Below are 16,401 nucleotides of genomic sequence, written 5' to 3'. Positions count from 1 at the left end.
GGCCGGCGCAGCGTTTCGGTCTCTGACGGCCGGCGAATGCCTCCAAGTGCCGGATTCTGCACCGGAAGCCGGGCGTGTGGCGCGCCCCCTGGCTCCGGGCGTTGATCGCGGCCGAGACGCTAAGCTGTTGACCCACCTATTAGATGACACTTTTGTTTCATGATAATCTCACAAGTAAGACACGGATCTTCTGAGTTATCGCCAAGTCGTTTCACATGTAACACAAGTATCACAGACTCCCTTTAGCCAGAGTCGCAAGGGCAGACCCGCCGCAGCGGGCTTCCTTCGTTCGACCACTCCTAGGGGGTTTCCATGTCTCGCAGCCGCTCGCTCCTGCTTCTGTCCACCTTGATACCGCTGACGACCCTGCTCGCCGCCTGCGGCGCCGACGATATCGCGTCGCCCGGAACCGGCGGCGACGTGATCATCAACCCGCCGGCGCCGACCCCGCCCGCGCCGCCGCCGCCGCCGCCCTCGCCCACCAAGGTGACCGCGGCCGCGGGCTGCCCGACCATCGCCGATCCGCAGGGCCTGACCGATTCGGGTACGATCGAGGGTCCGACCGGCACCTGGCGTGTCTGCACCCTACCGGCGCGGATCAACAAGAGCATCCAGCTGACCAAGGTTGCCGGCCTCGTCTACCGCCTCGGCGGCCGGGTCGACGTCGGCACCGACGGCGGCCCGACCGCCAGCGCCGCCGATACCAATGTGACGCTGACCATCGATCCGGGCGTGATCGTGTTCGGCGGCACCGGCGTGTCGTGGCTCGCGGTCAATCGCGGCAACAAGATCCAGGCGGTCGGCACCGCCACGCAGCCGATCATTTTCACCAGCCGCGACAACATTCTCGGCCTCACCACCGACAATTCGTCGGGCCAGTGGGGCGGCGTCGTGCTGCTCGGCCGCGCGCCGATCACCGATTGTGAAAATCCGGGCGCGGCCCCCGGCACCGTCGCCTGCGAACGGCAGACCGAAGGTGCGGCCGACCCGGCCAAATATGGCGGCGCCACCGCCAACGACAGCAGCGGCCGGATCAGCTATGCCCAGATCCGCTATTCGGGCTTCGTCCTGTCGAACAACAGCGAGCTGCAGTCGCTGACCACCTCGGGCACCGGCAGCGGCACCCAGCTCGATCACATCATGTCGTTCAACAGCTCGGATGACGGCGCCGAATTCTTCGGCGGCGTGGTCAACATGAAGTATTTCGTGTCGATCGGTGCGGAGGACGACAATCTCGACACCGACACCGGCGTCAAGGGCAACTTCCAGTACGTCCTCGCCGTCCAGCGCAACGGCCTCGGCGACGCGATGATCGAAGCGGATTCGGACAATGCCGTCGACGGCAACACGCCGCGCCAGAACGTGCGAGTCTCGAACGCGACCTTCATCCAGCGTTCCAGCACCGGCTCGGATCTCGCCGCGATCCTGCTGCGCGGCGGCACCGACTATACTTTGGTCAACAGCGTGCTGGTGAGCTCGGGCCTTTCGTGCCTGCGCATCAGCCGCGCCAACACCATCCAGGCCGCCGATCCGGCGCAGGACGAAGCCGGCCCGCCGGTGTTCCGCTCGGTGCAGATGACCTGCGGCACGCCGAAATATCTCGGCGCCAACAGCGTCACCGATGCGCAGGTCGCCTCGATCTTCGGCAGCGGAAGCAACAACAACAACGACGCCTACGTCTCCACCCTGACAAGCATCTTCGTCAACGGCGCGACGGAGACGGCGGTGCCCGCGTTCGACGCGAGCTCGATCGCCAGCTTCTTCGACAAGACGACCTACATCGGCGCGGTCAAGGATGCGTCGGACACTTGGTACAAGGGCTGGACCTGCAACAGCGCCACCGCCGACCTCGGCGGCGGCGGGCTCTGCACCACCATCCCGACGACCTGAGCCGAATGATCTGAACTCGAACGGGCGGGGCGCGGCATCGAAGCCGCTGCCCCGCTCTTCTCACACTTTATGGGGCTGAACATGTCCAACACGTTGGCGGCGACCACCATGCTGCTGCTTTCCACCGCTCTCGTCGCCCCGGCGGCGGCCCTGGCGCAGGACGCAGGCGCCCCGAACCAGGCGGGTCCGAGCGTTCCCGACAGCAATGCCGTCGCCACGCCGGACGACCCTTCCGTCCCCGGTGCCCCGACCGAGGCTGGAGCCGGCGAGGCTGAAGCCCCCGACGAAGCGGCGCCCGAGGTCTCGATCCCGGGCGCGGACGCGGAAATCGTCGTGGTCGGCACGCGGTCGCGCGACATCACGCGGATCACGCCCCAGGTGGTCTCGGTGCTGTCGTCCGCCGACATCGCGCGGACCGGCGAGGGCGACATCGCCGGCGCGCTCAGCCGCGTCACCGGCCTCAGCGTGGTCGGCAGCGGTTTCGTCTACGTGCGCGGTCTCGGCGATCGCTATTCGCTGGCCTTGCTCAACGGCTCCCCGTTGCCGAGCCCCGAACCGCTGCGGCGCGTCGTTCCGCTCGATCTGTTCCCGACCAGCGTGATCGCCTCGTCGCTCGTTCAGAAGAGCTATTCGGTGAACTTCCCCGGCGAATTCGGCGGCGGCGTGATCAACCTCACCACTCGTTCGGTGCCGACCGAGAGCTTTCTCACCATCGGCGGCGCGATCGAAGCCGACAGCGAGGCAACCGGCCAGCTCGGCTACACTTATTACGGCAGCAAGAGCGACTGGACCGGCTTCGACAACGGCAGCCGCGACATGCCGCCTGCCCTCGCCGCATTTCTGAACAGCGGCGACCGGATCAGCGAGGGCAATGTCGACACCCAGGCGATCGCCGGGGAGTTGATCAATTCGCGCAATTCCATTTTGCAACGTTGGAAGCACCTTCCGCCCAATTTCTCCGGCCAGATCACCGGCGGCACCTCCTTCGATCTCGGCGGCGACACGCGGCTCGGCCTCATCGCCACCGCCGGCTACAAGAACGATTGGCGCAGCCGCGACACGATCCAGCAGACGGCCGCCAATGCCGACCTGAGCGAGAAGGAACTGGATTTCCGCAGGGTCATCACCGACAACCGGATCGTGGTGAACGGCCTGCTCGGCCTCGGTCTCGAGTTCGGCCGGAACCAGATCCGCTGGACCAACCTCTACATACGCGACACGATTAAGCAGAGCCGTCTCGGCGAGGGCTCGCGGCAGACGACGTCGCCGACCGCGACCCTGCAACAGCAGGACACGGCATGGTTCGAACGCCAGCTGATCGACAGCCAGCTCGTCGGCGAGTTCAAGCTGAGCCGGGATCTCAGCCTCGACCTGCGCGGCGGATACGCCAACTCGCAGCGCGAAGCGCCGTTCGAGATCAGCTACGAATATTTCCGCAGCAACCGCGCCGACGATCCCTATGGCCAATATTACATCAACCGGCTGAACAATGGTCAGCAGGGCAATGCCGAGATCAGCTTCTCCGATCTCAACGAGGATTTGTGGTCCGCCGGCGCCGACCTCACCTACAAGGCGACTCAAGGGCTGACGCTCACCGCAGGCTATGCTTTCTCCGATACCAGCCGTCGGACGGAACGGCGCGACTTCCTGTTCATCGCGCCGAGCACCTTCCCGAGCGGCGTCGCGATGTTCCGACCGGATTATCTGCTGCAGCCGTCGGTGATCGATTTCTACGACATCGGGCTGGTCGACACCAACGAGGGCAACCCGGTATTCGACGCCAAGCTGCGCAACCACGCTGCCTACGGCCAGATCCAGGCGCAGTTCAGCGACGAGCTCAGCCTCAATTACGGCATCCGCTGGGAAAAAGCGGACCAGACCGTCGATCCGGTGCAGGTCTTCACCACCCCGACGGCATCGCTTGCCGGCACCAGCCTCCACCGCGACTACTTCCTGCCGGCGGCGACGCTCACCTGGCAGTTCCGGCCCGACATGCAGATCCGGGTCAGCGGCTCGAAGACGATTGCGCGTCCGCAATTCCGCGAGCTCATCTACCAGCTCTATTTCGATCCCGACAACAATCGCCAGTTCCGCGGCAATCCCTTGCTGGTCGACAGCCAGCTCTACAATGCCGAAGCACGCTACGAATATTATTTCGGGCGGGACCAGCGCTTCTCGCTGTCGGGCTTCTACAAGCGGATCGACAATCCGATCGAGACCTTCGCCAGCTTCAGCGACAATGCCGTGCTGTCGAGCTTCGCCAACGCGCCCAAGGCAAACCTGTATGGCGCCGAGGTCGAGTCCCAGAAATATTTCGATCTGAGCGGCCTCTCCAGCGGCGCCTTCTGGCAATCGCGACGGGCGGTGCTGATCGCCAACTACACCTACAGCAAATCGAAGGTGAAGGTGAACGAAAACGACACGGTGGCGCTGTTCGCGTCCTCGTCGACCAAGGCAACCGACCTGTTCCGCGACGGCACGCCGCTCACCGGCCAGTCCGATCACCTCGTCAATCTCCAGCTCGGGCTCGAGGATACGGACCGGCTGTCACAGCAGACCCTGCTGCTCACTTACGCCAGCAAACGGGTTACCAACCGCGGCGCAGCGCAGCAGCCGGACATCATCGAATATCCGGGCTTCCGCCTCGATTTCGTCGCGCGCCAGGGGATCAATATCGGCGGAGTCGACCTCGAAGCCAAGTTCGAGGTCCGCAACATCACCGGAACCAAATACAAGGAATATCAGCAGAGCGGCGACAACCGCATCTACTACAATCTCTACAAGATCGGCACGACCGCGAGCTTCGGGCTCAGCGCGACCTTCTAGGCAGGGCCATTCGTTGACGCTCCTCCTCGCCCGCGAGGAGGAGCGCTTCGTACCACATAGGACAAGGTCCCCCACCTGGTGGCGGAGCGCTCGGCGCTGCCGCCACCCTTTGTTTCAGCCGCCGCAGCGGCGACGAAACAATTCCGTCACAAAAGTACAAAGGTGCCGTCATCTTGCGGCTGTAGCCCCACGGCATGAACTCGATTCCCCGTTCGAAATCTCGCCTGCTGCGCCTCACCGCCGCCGTCTGCCTGTTCGCCCTGGTTCCGGCGGCGCCGGCCCTGGCGCAGTACAGCGTCAACTTCCGCGAGGCCGACATTCGCGCCTTCGTAGAGGACGCGGCGCGCGTCACGGGTCGAACCTTCATCGTCGATCCGGCCGTGCAGGGGAAAGTCTCGGTGGTCACCCAGCGGCCGTTGTCCAAATCGGAATATTTCGAACTGTTCCTCTCCACCTTGCGCTCGAGCGGCCTGATCGCGGTGCCGACCGCCGGCGGCGGCCTGCGCATCCAGCCGGCGGCGAACGGCGCCACTGCGCCAAGCCGGATCGGCGGGCGCGGCAGCCCCAACAGCTTCGTCACGGAAATCTTCCGCCCACGCCACATCGAGGGCAGTGCGGCGCTCGAGACCCTGCGGCCGCTGGTCAGCCGCGAAGGCTCCATCACCGCCACCCGCAACTCGATCGTGGTTGCCGATTATCGCGACAACGTCTCCCGGATCCGCCAGGTGCTCGCCGGCATCGATCGCGACACCAGCAATGCCCGGATCGTCGCGCTGCAGAATGCCGGCGCGCGAGAGATCGCAGCATCGCTCAACACGCTGATGGGCAATGGCCAGGCGAATGGCGGCGGTGCGGCCATCGTCCCGATCGACAGCTCGAATTCGATCGCCATCCGCGGCGATTCCGCGACCGTCGCTCGCCTCGCCGCGATGGCGACCGAACTCGATCAGCGCGCTGCCGCGGGCACCGAAGTGCGGGTGATCTTCCTCGAACATGCCGATGCGGCGCAGTTGCTGCCGGTGCTGCAGCAATTGCTCGGCCAGCCCGCCAGCGCAGCGCCGCAGCCGACCGGCCTTAGCGCATCGCAGAGCATCATGGACGCGCGCGCGCCGCAGCAATCGCAGGCCAGGCCCGCCGTGCAGAGCACGCCGATTCCCGCCGCAGAGGTGACCCAGAGCGGCGCCGGGGTGTTCGGTGGTCGCAACGCCGTCGTCACCCGCTTCGAGGGTGCGAATGCGATCATCATCGCCGCGCCCCAGGACATCCAGCGCAGCCTCGGCGAAGTCGTGCGCCAGCTCGACACGCGCCGCGAGCAGGTGCTGGTCGAAGCGATCATCGTCGAGATTTCCGACCAGGCGGCCAGGCAGCTCGGCGTCCAGCTGCTGATGGCCGGGCTCAAGGGCAGCAACGTCCCCTTCGCCGTCACCAATTACTCGAATGCCAATCCCAACATCCTCACCGTGGCTGGCGCGGTCGCCGCAGAGAAGCTTCGCACCACGACAACGACGGTGAACGGCGAGGTGGTGACCACGACCCAGAGCTCCACCGTGGCCGACACCCTGCAGGAAGCGGCGGTCAATTCACTGCTCGGCGCGAACGGCGGCCTCACCGGTTTCGCGATCAAGAGCGGCAACGCGATTTTCGGCGCGATCGTCAATGCGGTGAAGGCCGACACACGCTCCAACATCCTGTCGACGCCGTCGATCATGACCCTCGACAATCAGGAAGCGCGGATCCTCGTCGGCCAGGAAGTGCCGGTAACCACCGGCGAGACGCTGAGCCAGAATTTCGACAATCAGTTCCGCACCGTCCAGCGGCAGAATGTCGGCATCAGCCTGGAGGTGAAGCCGCAGATCAACGCTGGCGGCTCGATCAAGATGATGCTCCGCCAGGAGGTCAGCTCGATCGCCGGCCCGGTCGCCCGCAATTCCACCGATCTCATCCTCAACAAGCGTCAGCTCGAAACCACCATCACCGTCGACGACGGCGAGATCGTCGGCATCGGCGGCCTGCTCGACGACAATGATCGCAAGACGATCGAGGCGATCCCGTTCCTCTCCGACCTGCCGGTGCTCGGCGCGCTGTTCCGGTCGAAGAGCCGCTCGCGCACCAAGACCAATCTGATGGTGTTCATTCGCCCGACCATCCTCCGCTCCGCCGAGGACGCCCGCGCGGTCTCCGCCCAGCGTTACGGCTACATCCGTGACCGCCAGGCGCAATTTCATCCCAACGAGGAACCGACCATCGACGAGCTCGTCCGCGATTATCTCGGCGCCGCGCCGCCCCAGGCTCCGGAGCCGCCCGCCGCGCTGCCCGCGCCAGTGCCGGGAGAGGCACGATGAGCGGTGAAGCCGACACGTCCGCTCCGCCGGCGCTGCCGCTCAACATCCCGTTCGCTTTCGCCCGCAGGTTCGGCGTCGCCCTGCTCGGCGCGGAGGACGGTCATCTCGCGGTGGCGATGCGCCAGGGCGCGGACCCGCGCGTGCTGATCGAGATGCGGCGCTTTCTGGCGCGGCCATTCGATGTCCGCTTCACCCCCGCCGATCAGTTCGAGCGGCTGCTCGCCGAGCGTTACTCGCTCGATGGACAGGGCACCGCCGACGTTGCCGACAGCCTCGGCTTCGGCGACGAACTGAGCCACCTCGCCGGCGACATCCCGACCGCCGAGGACCTGCTCGACAGTGCCGACGATGCCCCTGCGATCCGGCTGATCAACGGCATCATCGCCGACGCGGCGCGCCAGGGCGTCTCGGACATCCATGTCGAGCCCTATGAGAGCGGCCTCACCATCCGCATGCGGGTCGATGGCGTGCTGCGCGAGACCCTGCGCATGCCCGCCCATGTCGCGCCCGTGGTGGTCAGCCGGATCAAGGTCATGGCGCGGCTCGACATCGCAGAGCGGCGGGTGCCCCAGGACGGACGCATCGGCCTCACCCTCGCCGGCAAGTTGCTCGACGTGCGTGTCTCCACCCTGCCGAGCCGCGCCGGCGAACGGGTCGTGCTCCGCATCCTCGACAAGACGACCGCCGGGATCGATCTCGGCGTTCTCGGAATGCCCCCGGCGGTCGAGAAGATCTACCGTGAGGCGCTGGCCGAGCCGAACGGCATCGTCCTCGTCACCGGGCCGACCGGTTCGGGAAAGACGACAACCCTCTATTCCGGGCTTCGCCTGCTCAACGACGGCACCCGCAACGTGCTGACGGTCGAGGATCCGGTCGAATATGCGGTCGACGGCATCGGCCAGACCCAGGTCAATCCCAAGGTCGGCTTAAGCTTCGCGGCCGGACTGCGCGCGATTCTGCGCCAGGATCCGGATGTCGTCATGGTCGGGGAGATACGCGACCGCGAGACGGCCGACATCGCCGTGCAGGCCTCGCTCACGGGGCATCTCGTCCTCTCCACCGTTCACACCAACGATGCGGTCGGCGCGATCACCCGCATGCGCGACATGAAGATCGAGCCGTTCCTGCTCGCCTCCACCCTGCGCGCCGTCATAGCCCAGCGGCTGGTGCGCCGGCTGTGCCCCGACTGCCGCGAGCCGGTGCAGGCGGACAAGTCGCTCGCCGCCCTGCTCGGCTTCGAACCCGGAACGATCGTCTATCGCGCGGTCGGCTGCCACGCCTGCGGAAATGCCGGCTTCAAGGGCCGGATCGGCGTGTTCGAAGCGGTACGGATCGACGATGCCCTCCGCCGGCTGATCAATGCTTCGGGCGACGAGGCGGTGATCGCAAGCCATGCCTTCCGCAATTTCCAGAATCTCGCCTCGGCGGCGCGCACCCTGGTCCTCCAGGGCGTCACCACCGCCGAAGAGGCCATTCGCATCTCGAGGACCACAGTCGATGAGGATTGAAACGTCGCGCCGGCGCCGTCCGGCGCCATCGGAAGCAGGCTTCACCCTGGTCGAGCTGATGGTGGTGATCGTCATCATCGGGCTGCTGGCGACGGTGGTGATCATCAACGTCATGCCCGCCACCGACAAGGCGGCGGTGACCAAGGCAAAAGCCGACATTTCGACGCTGGAGCAGGGTGTCGAGATGTTCCGGCTGAACAATCTCCAATATCCCAGCCCGCAACAGGGGCTGAAGGCGGTCGTCGACCAGGGCTACGTGAAGCGCCTGCCCAACGATCCATGGGGCAACGCCTATCAATATAGCGCGCCAGGCAGGAATGGCCGCGCCTTCGAGATCACCAGCCTCGGCGGTGATGGCAAGCCAGGGGGCGAAGACCAGAATGCCGATATCAGCAGCGCAGACCTCTGACGCTGCCGAGCCTCCCGTCCGGGGCGCTTCGAATGCGCCGGACGGAGGAGCGAGCGAACCGGTGCGCCTCGCGCCACGCCTGATCGCCTTCCTCCAAGGCGATGCCGTGGTGCGTTGGGCGACCACCGATGAGACCGGGCGCTTCGCTGCGGTCGAGCGGCCGGACGATGCGCGCGATTGCGTTGCGGTGGTGCCCGGCGATCGGATAGCACTGCATTGGGTTGACCTCCCGCAGGGGCTCGCGCCTGCCCAGGCGGCCGCTGCGGCACGGCTGATGGTCGCCGATCTGTCCGCAGAGCCGATCGGCGGCATGCACCTTGCGCTCGGCGCGACCACGCAGAACGGATCAACCTGCGTCGCCCTGGTTTCGCCGTCGGCGATGGACGCGTGGCTCGCGGTCCTGACGCAGGAGGGGCTCGACCCGGGGCTGATCGTGCCCGAAACCGCCCTCCTCATGCCTGCGAGCGAAAGCCTGGTTCGCCTCGACCGGTCGGGAATGGCGCTGTGCCGCGGTCCCGCCGAGGCGTTCGCGCTGGAAACGCCGCTCGCCGATCTCGTGCTCGGCGACCGTCCCGTTCTTCCGCTGTCCGATCAGGCCTGGACGGCCGGTATTGCCGCAGCGCTCGCGACCCCGCTCGTCAATCTCCGCCAGGGCTCGTTCGGACGGCAACGCCTAAGCGTGCAGGCGAGCTTGGTGCGAAGGGCTGCCTGGCTGTTGTTCGCGATCCTCGTCGTCACCATCGCCGCACAGCTCGTCGCCGCCTATCGCGACAGCGCGGCTGCGGGGCGGATGGAAGAGGAAGCCCGCACGATCGCTGCGCAGGCTTTGCCGCGCGGACGCGGTATCGTCGATCCCGCCGCACAATTGAAGGAGCGGCTGTCCGAACTCGGCGGCGGCCCCGGCGCCTTCTCCGCCGAAAGCGCTGTCGTCTTTGCGGCGGTTCGCGACACGCCGATGGCATCGCTCACCGGGCTTTCCTACCAGGCCGGCGTGCTCTCGATCGGAGTGAAGGCAGATAGCCCGGCGACGCTCGCAGCCCTGCGCACCCGGATCGAAGCGACCGGCTATGCCGTGGCCGGGCCGCCGCCGAGCGCCGCCGAAGGAGAAAGCAGAAGCCAATGGCTGGTCAAACCTCAATGACGGGCGTCCTGGAACGGGCTTGGAGCAGCCGATCGCAGCGCGAGCAGATCCTGCTCGTCGTCATGGCGCTGCTGCTTGGCGCGACATTGCTCTGGCTGCTCATCCTCCGGCCGATCGGGGACGCGCAGCGTTCGGCGGCAGAGACTCGGGACGCCGCCGTGCAAGCCCTTGGCGAGACCCGCTATTACGCACGGCAGATCTCTGCTCTTGGCGCCGCTCGCCCTGCGAAGCGGCACACTGCACAAGCGCTCACCGCCACCGCCGGCGCCGTGGCCCTGACTGCACGCAGCAGCGAGTCGCGGGATGGCACGATCCGCCTCGCCTTCGACGATGCGCAGCCCAAGGTCCTGTTCGGCTGGCTGGCAGCAATGGAGGCCGAAGGGCTGCCGGTTCGGGGCCTGTCGGCGGCGCCGAACGGCGCTGCCGGTCTCAAAGCCGAAGTGACGTTCCAGCGTCCGCAGCCCTGACCTGTGCCGCAGGCGCGGCGCCCGCCGGCAACGTAGCCAGCTGCCGCATCCTCTCCCGGAAGGTTGCGAGATCCTCTCCGGTCAGGCGTGTAAGCGGTAGGGCAACGATACTGAGCGGATCGACCGGAACGCCGCCGCGCAGCAACTCGAAGTGGAGGTGCGGGCCCGTCGAGAGGCCGCTCGATCCGACATAGCCGAGCAGCTGCCCCTGACGGACCAAGGTTCCCGGCGTCACCGCGATCTCCCGCATGTGCGAATAAGAGCTGGCGAGACCGCCAGGATGATCGACCCGAACCTGGCGTCCATAGCCGCCGTGCCAGCCGGCGGCCGAGACCCGCCCGTCCATCGTGGCGACGATCGGCGTGCCGGCAGCGGCGCGGAAATCCATGCCCTTGTGCATCCGCCAGAAGCCCAGGATCGGGTGAAGGCGGCTGCCGAAACCTGACGACACGGGACCGGGCACCGGCCGCTGGCTTTTGCTCGGCGTCCCGGCCCCGTTCGCATCGAGCCAGATCGTTCGGCCGTCGGAGAAGGTCCACGGCATCAACGCGATGCCGCGGCCATCCGCGCGATCGATCCTGGCCAGCAGCAAGGCGCCGGAGTAGTCGGTGACGGCGAGAAAGCGATCATCGTTACCAAAGCCGTCCGCGCTGCGCCGGCTGCGCAGCGCGGCGAGGAAGGCGGTCGCTGCCCGCGGCGTCACCCCGGCGGCGCAGAGCGCGCGCACCAGGTCTCCGCCTATCGGACCTTCGAAGCGGCGCGGCAGCTCGGATGCGGTCGGACCGTCCGCCCGCAGCCGGAAGCCCGAGCCTGCGCGTTCGAGCGTCAGCCGGGCCCCGGTGGCCGTCACGAAACGCGCGGTCCGGAGCGGGCGCGAGGCCAGGAAGCTTGGTTGTTCGCCCAGCTGGAGGCGCAGTTCGGTTCCCGCGGCGGGCATCGTCGTGAAGATCGCCTGCTCCAGGGTGCGCTCGGCGGCGGCCGCCTCGCTTGCCGCGACGCCGGCTCGGCCCAACGCCCGCGCTATCCGTTCGCCCGGCACGAGCCCGACGAGAAGGGTCGTTCCTTGCGCTTCCAAAGCATCTGGCACTTCGGGAAGTGCAGCGACATGAGGGAGAATCGGAGCGGTCGCGACGGCCGGACCATCGAAAGAAGCGGCAAGGGCAACGGCCAGCACCGTGCCGAACAGCGCCGCCGTGCCCCAACAAGTAGCCCGCTTGTACGAACGCCCGGGTGTCTGCTGCGGGAACGAAATTGCTGCGACGGCCGGCCATTTGGCGGGCGCGAAAGCTGCCACGCCGCCTCCCTCCGCATAGTCCATGTTTTGATACAAATCGGAGTCCCCGGCTGCGCCGGCGCATCGCCCGGCAACATGATTCCCGTGCGCCTATCCAAGCCGAACTTTGTGACAGACTGACGACAGAAGACGCGGCGGTCTTGTCGCAAAAGTGCAACAAAACCGGCACCGGCCTGTCATCCCCGGCTTCTAGCCTTCGCGCATGTTGGCCGACGATTCGACTGCCGCCGCGTGACGGAGTTCACCTATCTTGCGCTCGACACCGCGGGCCGGGAGCAGACCGGATCCCTGCGCGCGCCGACGGCGGAGGGCGCGCGCGCCGCGCTGCAGGCGAAGCGCCTCTACGTCGTTCGCCTCGAATCCGGTGCGCCGGTCACGGCTCAGCCATTCTGGGCACGGCCGCTGTTCGTGCGCGACACTCTGCCCTCCAACCAGCTCGCGATCTTCACCCGCCAGCTTTCCACCCTCGTGCAGGTGACGCCGCTCGAAGAAGCGCTGCGCACGCTCATCCGGCAAAGCGAGCGTCCGCGCATCCGTCGGGTGATCGAGGTGGTGCATGGCGGCGTCGTCGAGGGACGGCAGCTCTCCGAAGCGATGGCGCGGGAGCCGCGCAGTTTCCCGCCGCTCTACCGCGCGATGATCTCGGCCGGCGAGCGTTCCGGCAGCCTGCCGACGATCCTCGAACGACTCGCCATGTTGCTCGAGCGCCAGGCGCAGGTGCGTTCGAAGGTGATCAGCGCCCTCGCTTACCCGATCATCCTCGCCGTCGTCGCGAGCTTCGTCGTGCTTGCCCTGATGGTGTTCGTCGTACCCCGCGTCGTCGAGCAGTTCGAGGATATCGGTCAGCAACTTCCCCTGCTCACCCGCATCGTGATCGGCGTCTCGCACCTGCTCGCCGGCTATTGGTGGGCGATCGCGCTTGCTGCCCTCGCGGCCTGGGGTCTCGCCGCCGTTTCGATGCGGAGCGAGGTGCGGCGCCTCCGCCGCGACGCACTGCTGCTGCGAACCCCTTTTGCCGGACGGCTGCTTCGCGATCTTCACGCGGCGCGGATGGCGCGCACGCTGGCGACGATGCTGGAATCGCGGTTGCCGTTGGTCGATGGCCTGAAGCTCACCGCGCAGACCGTGCACAATCGGGCGTTGCGCGCGGCAACACAGCGCACCGCGGAGACGGTGCGCACCGGCGGCAGCCTCTCGGGTGCGCTGCGCAATGCCGCGGTGTTTCCGCCGCTGCTGGTCTCGCTGGCATCGAGCGGCGAAGCGAGCGGCCAGCTCGATACGATGCTGGAGCGGGCCGCTGACTATCTCGAGCGCGAGTTCGACATGTTCACCACCACGATGCTTGCCTTGCTCGAGCCGGCGATCATCGTGGTGATGGGCGTCGTGGTGGCGGTGATCGTGCTTTCGGTGCTGTTGCCGATCCTGCAGATCGACGCGCTGGCGGGCGGTCTGTGATGCAGGGGCGCGAGCACGGCTTCACCCTCGTCGAACTGCTCGTCGTCATGACCATCCTGGCGCTCGCCTGTTCCGTCGCTGCGCTTGCGCTGCCGCGCCCCGGCCATCGCGTCCGCGACGAGGCGGAGCGCTTCGCCGCGCGCATTCACGCCGCCCGTCAGAAGGCCGTGCTCTCGAACCGGCCGCTCGCCCTTACCGTAGATACGCACGGCTATGCCTTCGAGAACCGGGAGGACGGGCGCTGGCAGACCATCGCCGAACCGCCGCTCGCGCCGGCAGCGTGGCAGCAGGGCACCGCAATCGCATCGGCGCAGGCACGGATCCGCTTCGATCCGACCGGAATCGCCGATCCGATCGCGATCGAGCTTCGCCGCAACGGCGAACGGGCGCTCGTGCGCACCGATGACCGGGGCGAGATCGATGTCGCGCGCTGAGCGGGAAGCGGGCTTCACCCTGGTGGAGATGCTCGTCGCGCTCACCGTGTTCAGCATCGCGGCACTGGCGCTGGTCCGGCTCCAATCCGTCAGCCTCTCCGGCACGGCGACGCTTCAGGACCATGCCGTCGCCCAACTCGTCGCCCGCAACGTCGCCATCGAGGCCGTCACCGATCCGCGCCCGCCCGCGCTCGGCGTCGCGCGTGGCCAGGAAGTGAATGGCGGCCGCACCTGGGCCTTTGTGCGGCGCACCTCCTACTCGCCGGAGCCCCGCATCCTGCGCATCGACGTGGTCGTCGCCGGCGCCTCGGCCCGCCCCGCGGCGCGGCTGACCATGTTCCGGAAGGCCGGCGCGTGACTCGCAACGGCTTCACTCTGGTCGAATTGATGGTCGCTTTGATCATCTTCGCCTTGCTCTCCGCGGCGGGCGCCATGCTGCTGTCGGGCAGCGCCCGGGTTCAGGAGGGGGTGAAGGACAAGCTCTCCGACACCGCGGCCCTGCAGCGGACCAGCACGATCATCGCCGCCGATTTCGCCCAGGCTCTGCCCCGTCCCCACCGCGACGCCGCCGGACGCACGCTGCCGGCGTTGAGCGCCGCCGGCGGCACGATCGATCTGGTCCGTGCCGGCTGGGACAATGAGGACAATGCCGCACGCCCCTCGATCCAGCGGGTGGAATATCGGGTCGTCGATGGCGCCTTGGAGCGGGTCGCCTGGCCACTGGTCGACGGCGCCGCGCCGTTGCCGGCACAGCGGCTGCTCGGCCCGGTTGCCGGCCTCAGATTGCGCTTCCGCGGGCCGGACGGCGCCTGGCGGGACCGATGGGACCCGGTGCAGCCGCAACAGCTTCCGCGCGCCATCGAAATGACGATCGACGCGAAGCAGCCGCTGCGCATGGTCTTCCTGGTCGGAAGCGGCCGCGGATGACCCCGGCACCGCGCGAAAAAGGGGCGGCGCTGATCACCGTGCTCGTGCTCGTCGCCGTGATCGGCGCGGTGGCCGCGTCGGCGCTGGAGCGGCTTCGTTTCGCCACCGCCCTCGCCGCCAATGCCTCGGCGGTCGGCCAGGCACGTGCCTATGCCGACGGCGTCGAGATGCTGGTGACCTTGCAGATCGACGATCTGCTTGGCCGAGATACGGGCTCGGCGCCGCTCGAGATGAAACCGTCCGGCCAGACCCGGACGATCACCCTGCCGGAAGGGGGCACCGTCACCGCCCGCATTCGCGACGGCGGCAATTGCTTCAACCTGAACTCGCTCGTGCAGGGCAATGCAGCGGTCGGCCTGCGTGCCCGCCCGGTCGGCATCGCCCAGTTCACCGGCCTGATGCGGGTGCTCGGAATCCCCGAGGCAAAGGCGCGGCAGGTTGCCGCCGCCGCAACCGACTGGATCGACAGCGACACCGCAGCATTGCCCGCGGGCGGCGAGGACGAGGCCTATCGGCAGTATCGCACCGCCAACAGCCTGTTCGTCGATCGCAGCGAACTTCGCGCGGTCTCTGGCGTGACCCCAGAAGTGTATGAAGCCGTGCGTCCCCTGATCTGCGCTTTGCCGGTTACCGATCTCTCCCCGGTCAACGTCAACGGCCTCGCTCCGGATCAGGCGCCGCTACTGGCGATGCTCTCGCCCGAGCAGATCCCGGCCGATGTCGCGCGCGCTGCGATCGCCGCACGGCCGCCGGGCGGTTGGCAGAGCGTGCAAGCCTTCTGGAACAGCCCCGCCCTTGCCGACCGTTTTCCGACTACCGAGACGGCCTCGCAATTTGCGGTGCGGCCGCATTGGGTGCGTGTCGACATCGAAGGCGATTTCGCCGGCAGCGACATGTTCGAAACCAGTCTGATCGATGCGCGGCAGGCGCCGAGCCGGCTGGTGCAGCGCAGCTGGACGCGCGAGTCATGATCGTCGGCCTTCCCCTCGCCGGCGCGATCGTCGGCAGCTTCCTCGCCGTCCTGCTGATCCGCTGGCCCGCGGGGGAGACCGCAATTGCCGGGCGCTCGCGTTGCGACGACTGCCGCCGCACGCTGACACCAGCGGAGATGGTGCCGATCCTCTCGTGGATCGCCTTGCGTGGCCGATGCGGCGGCTGCCGGGTTCGGATCGATCCGCGCCATGTCGCGATGGAGGTTGCGGCAGTGGCGATCGGTCTCGCCGCCGCCCTGGCCCATGGTAACCCGCTCGGCCTCGCCTCCGCCCTGTTCGGCTGGTGGTTGCTGATCCTGGCCGCGCTCGATGCCGAACATCATTGGCTTCCGGACAGGCTGACCCTGCCGCTCGTCCCCGCAGGCCTCGCGGTCGCCGCGCTTGGGCTCGGCCCCGCGCTCGTCGACCGGCTCGCCGGCGCGGTCACCGGCTATGCAAGCCTGGCGCTGATCGCCCTCGCCTATCGAGCACTACGCCGTCGGGAAGGGCTGGGCGGCGGCGATCCTAAACTGCTCGCCGCGATCGGTGCCTGGCTCGGCTGGCAGCAATTGCCGTTGGTTCTGCTCGCAGCGGGGCTGATCGGCCTTGCCCACGTCGCCGTGCGGCGGTTTTCGGGCCATCCGGTTTCCGGAAGCGACGCTTTGCCCCTCGGAACATTGATGGCGATCGCCGCATGGCCGCTCTGGCTGATTGCGGCTTCATGAGATTTGCGGAGC

The 16,401-nt window shown here is 67.4% G+C and carries 14 protein-coding genes; 13 read left to right on the top strand and 1 reads right to left on the bottom strand.

What is annotated here, in order from left to right:
• Window positions 1-312: 312 nt before the first annotated feature.
• The 7 genes from ETR14_RS19920 to gspM all read left to right on the top strand — a co-directional run bounded on the left by ETR14_RS19920 (window position 313) and on the right by gspM (window position 10,583).
• The gene (locus ETR14_RS19920) at window positions 313-1,890 is read left to right on the top strand and encodes a hypothetical protein (protein ID WP_129387964.1); all 1,578 of its coding nucleotides are present in this window, start codon (window positions 313-315) and stop codon (window positions 1,888-1,890) included.
• Between the two features lie 81 nt (window positions 1,891-1,971).
• The gene (locus ETR14_RS19915; protein WP_129387961.1) at window positions 1,972-4,716 is read left to right on the top strand and encodes a TonB-dependent receptor domain-containing protein; all 2,745 of its coding nucleotides are present in this window, start codon (window positions 1,972-1,974) and stop codon (window positions 4,714-4,716) included.
• Window positions 4,717-4,910: 194 nt separating this feature from the next.
• Window positions 4,911-7,058 (top strand): type II secretion system secretin GspD, encoded by a 2,148-nt coding sequence (gspD, locus tag ETR14_RS19910; protein WP_129387959.1) that lies wholly within the window; start codon window positions 4,911-4,913, stop codon window positions 7,056-7,058.
• Window positions 7,055-8,566: a GspE/PulE family protein gene (locus tag ETR14_RS19905; RefSeq protein WP_129387957.1), complete on the top strand. Its 1,512-nt coding sequence runs from the start codon at window positions 7,055-7,057 to the stop codon at window positions 8,564-8,566. The genes gspD and ETR14_RS19905 overlap by 4 nt, the downstream gene beginning before the upstream one ends.
• Window positions 8,556-8,975 (top strand): type II secretion system major pseudopilin GspG, encoded by a 420-nt coding sequence (gene gspG, locus ETR14_RS19900; protein WP_129387955.1) that lies wholly within the window; start codon window positions 8,556-8,558, stop codon window positions 8,973-8,975. Before ETR14_RS19905 ends, gspG begins: the two co-directional genes overlap by 11 nt.
• Before the next feature lie 61 nt (window positions 8,976-9,036).
• Window positions 9,037-10,116, top strand: coding sequence for a type II secretion system protein GspL (gspL, locus tag ETR14_RS19895; RefSeq protein WP_165356540.1), 1,080 nt, complete (start codon window positions 9,037-9,039; stop codon window positions 10,114-10,116).
• Window positions 10,113-10,583: a type II secretion system protein GspM gene (gene gspM / locus ETR14_RS19890; protein WP_165356539.1), complete on the top strand. Its 471-nt coding sequence runs from the start codon at window positions 10,113-10,115 to the stop codon at window positions 10,581-10,583. Before gspL ends, gspM begins: the two co-directional genes overlap by 4 nt.
• On the opposite strand, the gene ETR14_RS19885 is transcribed toward gspM, so the two are convergent.
• Complete coding sequence (locus ETR14_RS19885) at window positions 10,546-11,877, bottom strand: M23 family metallopeptidase (protein WP_165356538.1); 1,332 nt, start codon at window positions 11,875-11,877, stop codon at window positions 10,546-10,548. The two genes, gspM and ETR14_RS19885, sit on opposite strands and share 38 nt — an antisense overlap.
• Before the next feature lie 231 nt (window positions 11,878-12,108).
• Here ETR14_RS19885 and gspF point away from each other — a divergent pair, with 231 nt between their 5' ends.
• From gspF to ETR14_RS19855, 6 genes are read left to right on the top strand one after another with little or no spacing between them, the layout of a single operon-like run.
• Complete coding sequence (gene gspF / locus ETR14_RS19880; RefSeq protein WP_129387947.1) at window positions 12,109-13,332, top strand: type II secretion system inner membrane protein GspF; 1,224 nt, start codon at window positions 12,109-12,111, stop codon at window positions 13,330-13,332.
• Window positions 13,332-13,766 (top strand): GspH/FimT family pseudopilin, encoded by a 435-nt coding sequence (locus ETR14_RS19875; RefSeq protein WP_129387945.1) that lies wholly within the window; start codon window positions 13,332-13,334, stop codon window positions 13,764-13,766. Before gspF ends, ETR14_RS19875 begins: the two co-directional genes overlap by 1 nt.
• Window positions 13,753-14,124, top strand: coding sequence for a type II secretion system minor pseudopilin GspI (gene gspI, locus ETR14_RS19870; protein ID WP_129387943.1), 372 nt, complete (start codon window positions 13,753-13,755; stop codon window positions 14,122-14,124). Before ETR14_RS19875 ends, gspI begins: the two co-directional genes overlap by 14 nt.
• Complete coding sequence (gene gspJ, locus ETR14_RS19865; protein ID WP_129387941.1) at window positions 14,121-14,693, top strand: type II secretion system minor pseudopilin GspJ; 573 nt, start codon at window positions 14,121-14,123, stop codon at window positions 14,691-14,693. The genes gspI and gspJ overlap by 4 nt, the downstream gene beginning before the upstream one ends.
• Entirely contained in the window at window positions 14,690-15,664 is a 975-nt protein-coding gene (gene gspK / locus ETR14_RS19860; protein WP_165356537.1) for a type II secretion system minor pseudopilin GspK, read from the top strand. The genes gspJ and gspK overlap by 4 nt, the downstream gene beginning before the upstream one ends.
• Entirely contained in the window at window positions 15,661-16,389 is a 729-nt protein-coding gene (locus tag ETR14_RS19855; protein ID WP_129387937.1) for an A24 family peptidase, read from the top strand. Before gspK ends, ETR14_RS19855 begins: the two co-directional genes overlap by 4 nt.
• The last annotated feature ends 12 nt before the right edge of the window (window positions 16,390-16,401 follow it).

The organism is Sphingosinicella sp. BN140058, assembly GCF_004135585.1.
In the GTDB taxonomy this organism is placed as follows: domain Bacteria; phylum Pseudomonadota; class Alphaproteobacteria; order Sphingomonadales; family Sphingomonadaceae; genus Allosphingosinicella.
The sequence above is the reverse complement of the archived record's forward strand: the minus strand, read 5'-3'. Positions and strand labels throughout refer to the sequence as shown.

Excerpts from the sequence above, each read along its gene's own strand:
- ETR14_RS19920 (WP_129387964.1), top strand. The coding sequence starts at position 313 with ATGTCTCGCAGCCGCTCGCTCCTGCTTCTGTCCACCTTGATACCGCTG.
- ETR14_RS19915 (WP_129387961.1), top strand. The coding sequence starts at position 1,972 with ATGTCCAACACGTTGGCGGCGACCACCATGCTGCTGCTTTCCACCGCT.
- gspD (WP_129387959.1), top strand. The coding sequence starts at position 4,911 with ATGAACTCGATTCCCCGTTCGAAATCTCGCCTGCTGCGCCTCACCGCC.
- ETR14_RS19905 (WP_129387957.1), top strand. The coding sequence starts at position 7,055 with ATGAGCGGTGAAGCCGACACGTCCGCTCCGCCGGCGCTGCCGCTCAAC.
- gspG (WP_129387955.1), top strand. The coding sequence starts at position 8,556 with ATGAGGATTGAAACGTCGCGCCGGCGCCGTCCGGCGCCATCGGAAGCA.
- gspM (WP_165356539.1), top strand. The coding sequence starts at position 10,113 with ATGACGGGCGTCCTGGAACGGGCTTGGAGCAGCCGATCGCAGCGCGAG.
- ETR14_RS19875 (WP_129387945.1), top strand. The coding sequence starts at position 13,332 with ATGCAGGGGCGCGAGCACGGCTTCACCCTCGTCGAACTGCTCGTCGTC.
- gspI (WP_129387943.1), top strand. The coding sequence starts at position 13,753 with ATGTCGCGCGCTGAGCGGGAAGCGGGCTTCACCCTGGTGGAGATGCTC.
- gspK (WP_165356537.1), top strand. The coding sequence starts at position 14,690 with ATGACCCCGGCACCGCGCGAAAAAGGGGCGGCGCTGATCACCGTGCTC.
- ETR14_RS19855 (WP_129387937.1), top strand. The coding sequence starts at position 15,661 with ATGATCGTCGGCCTTCCCCTCGCCGGCGCGATCGTCGGCAGCTTCCTC.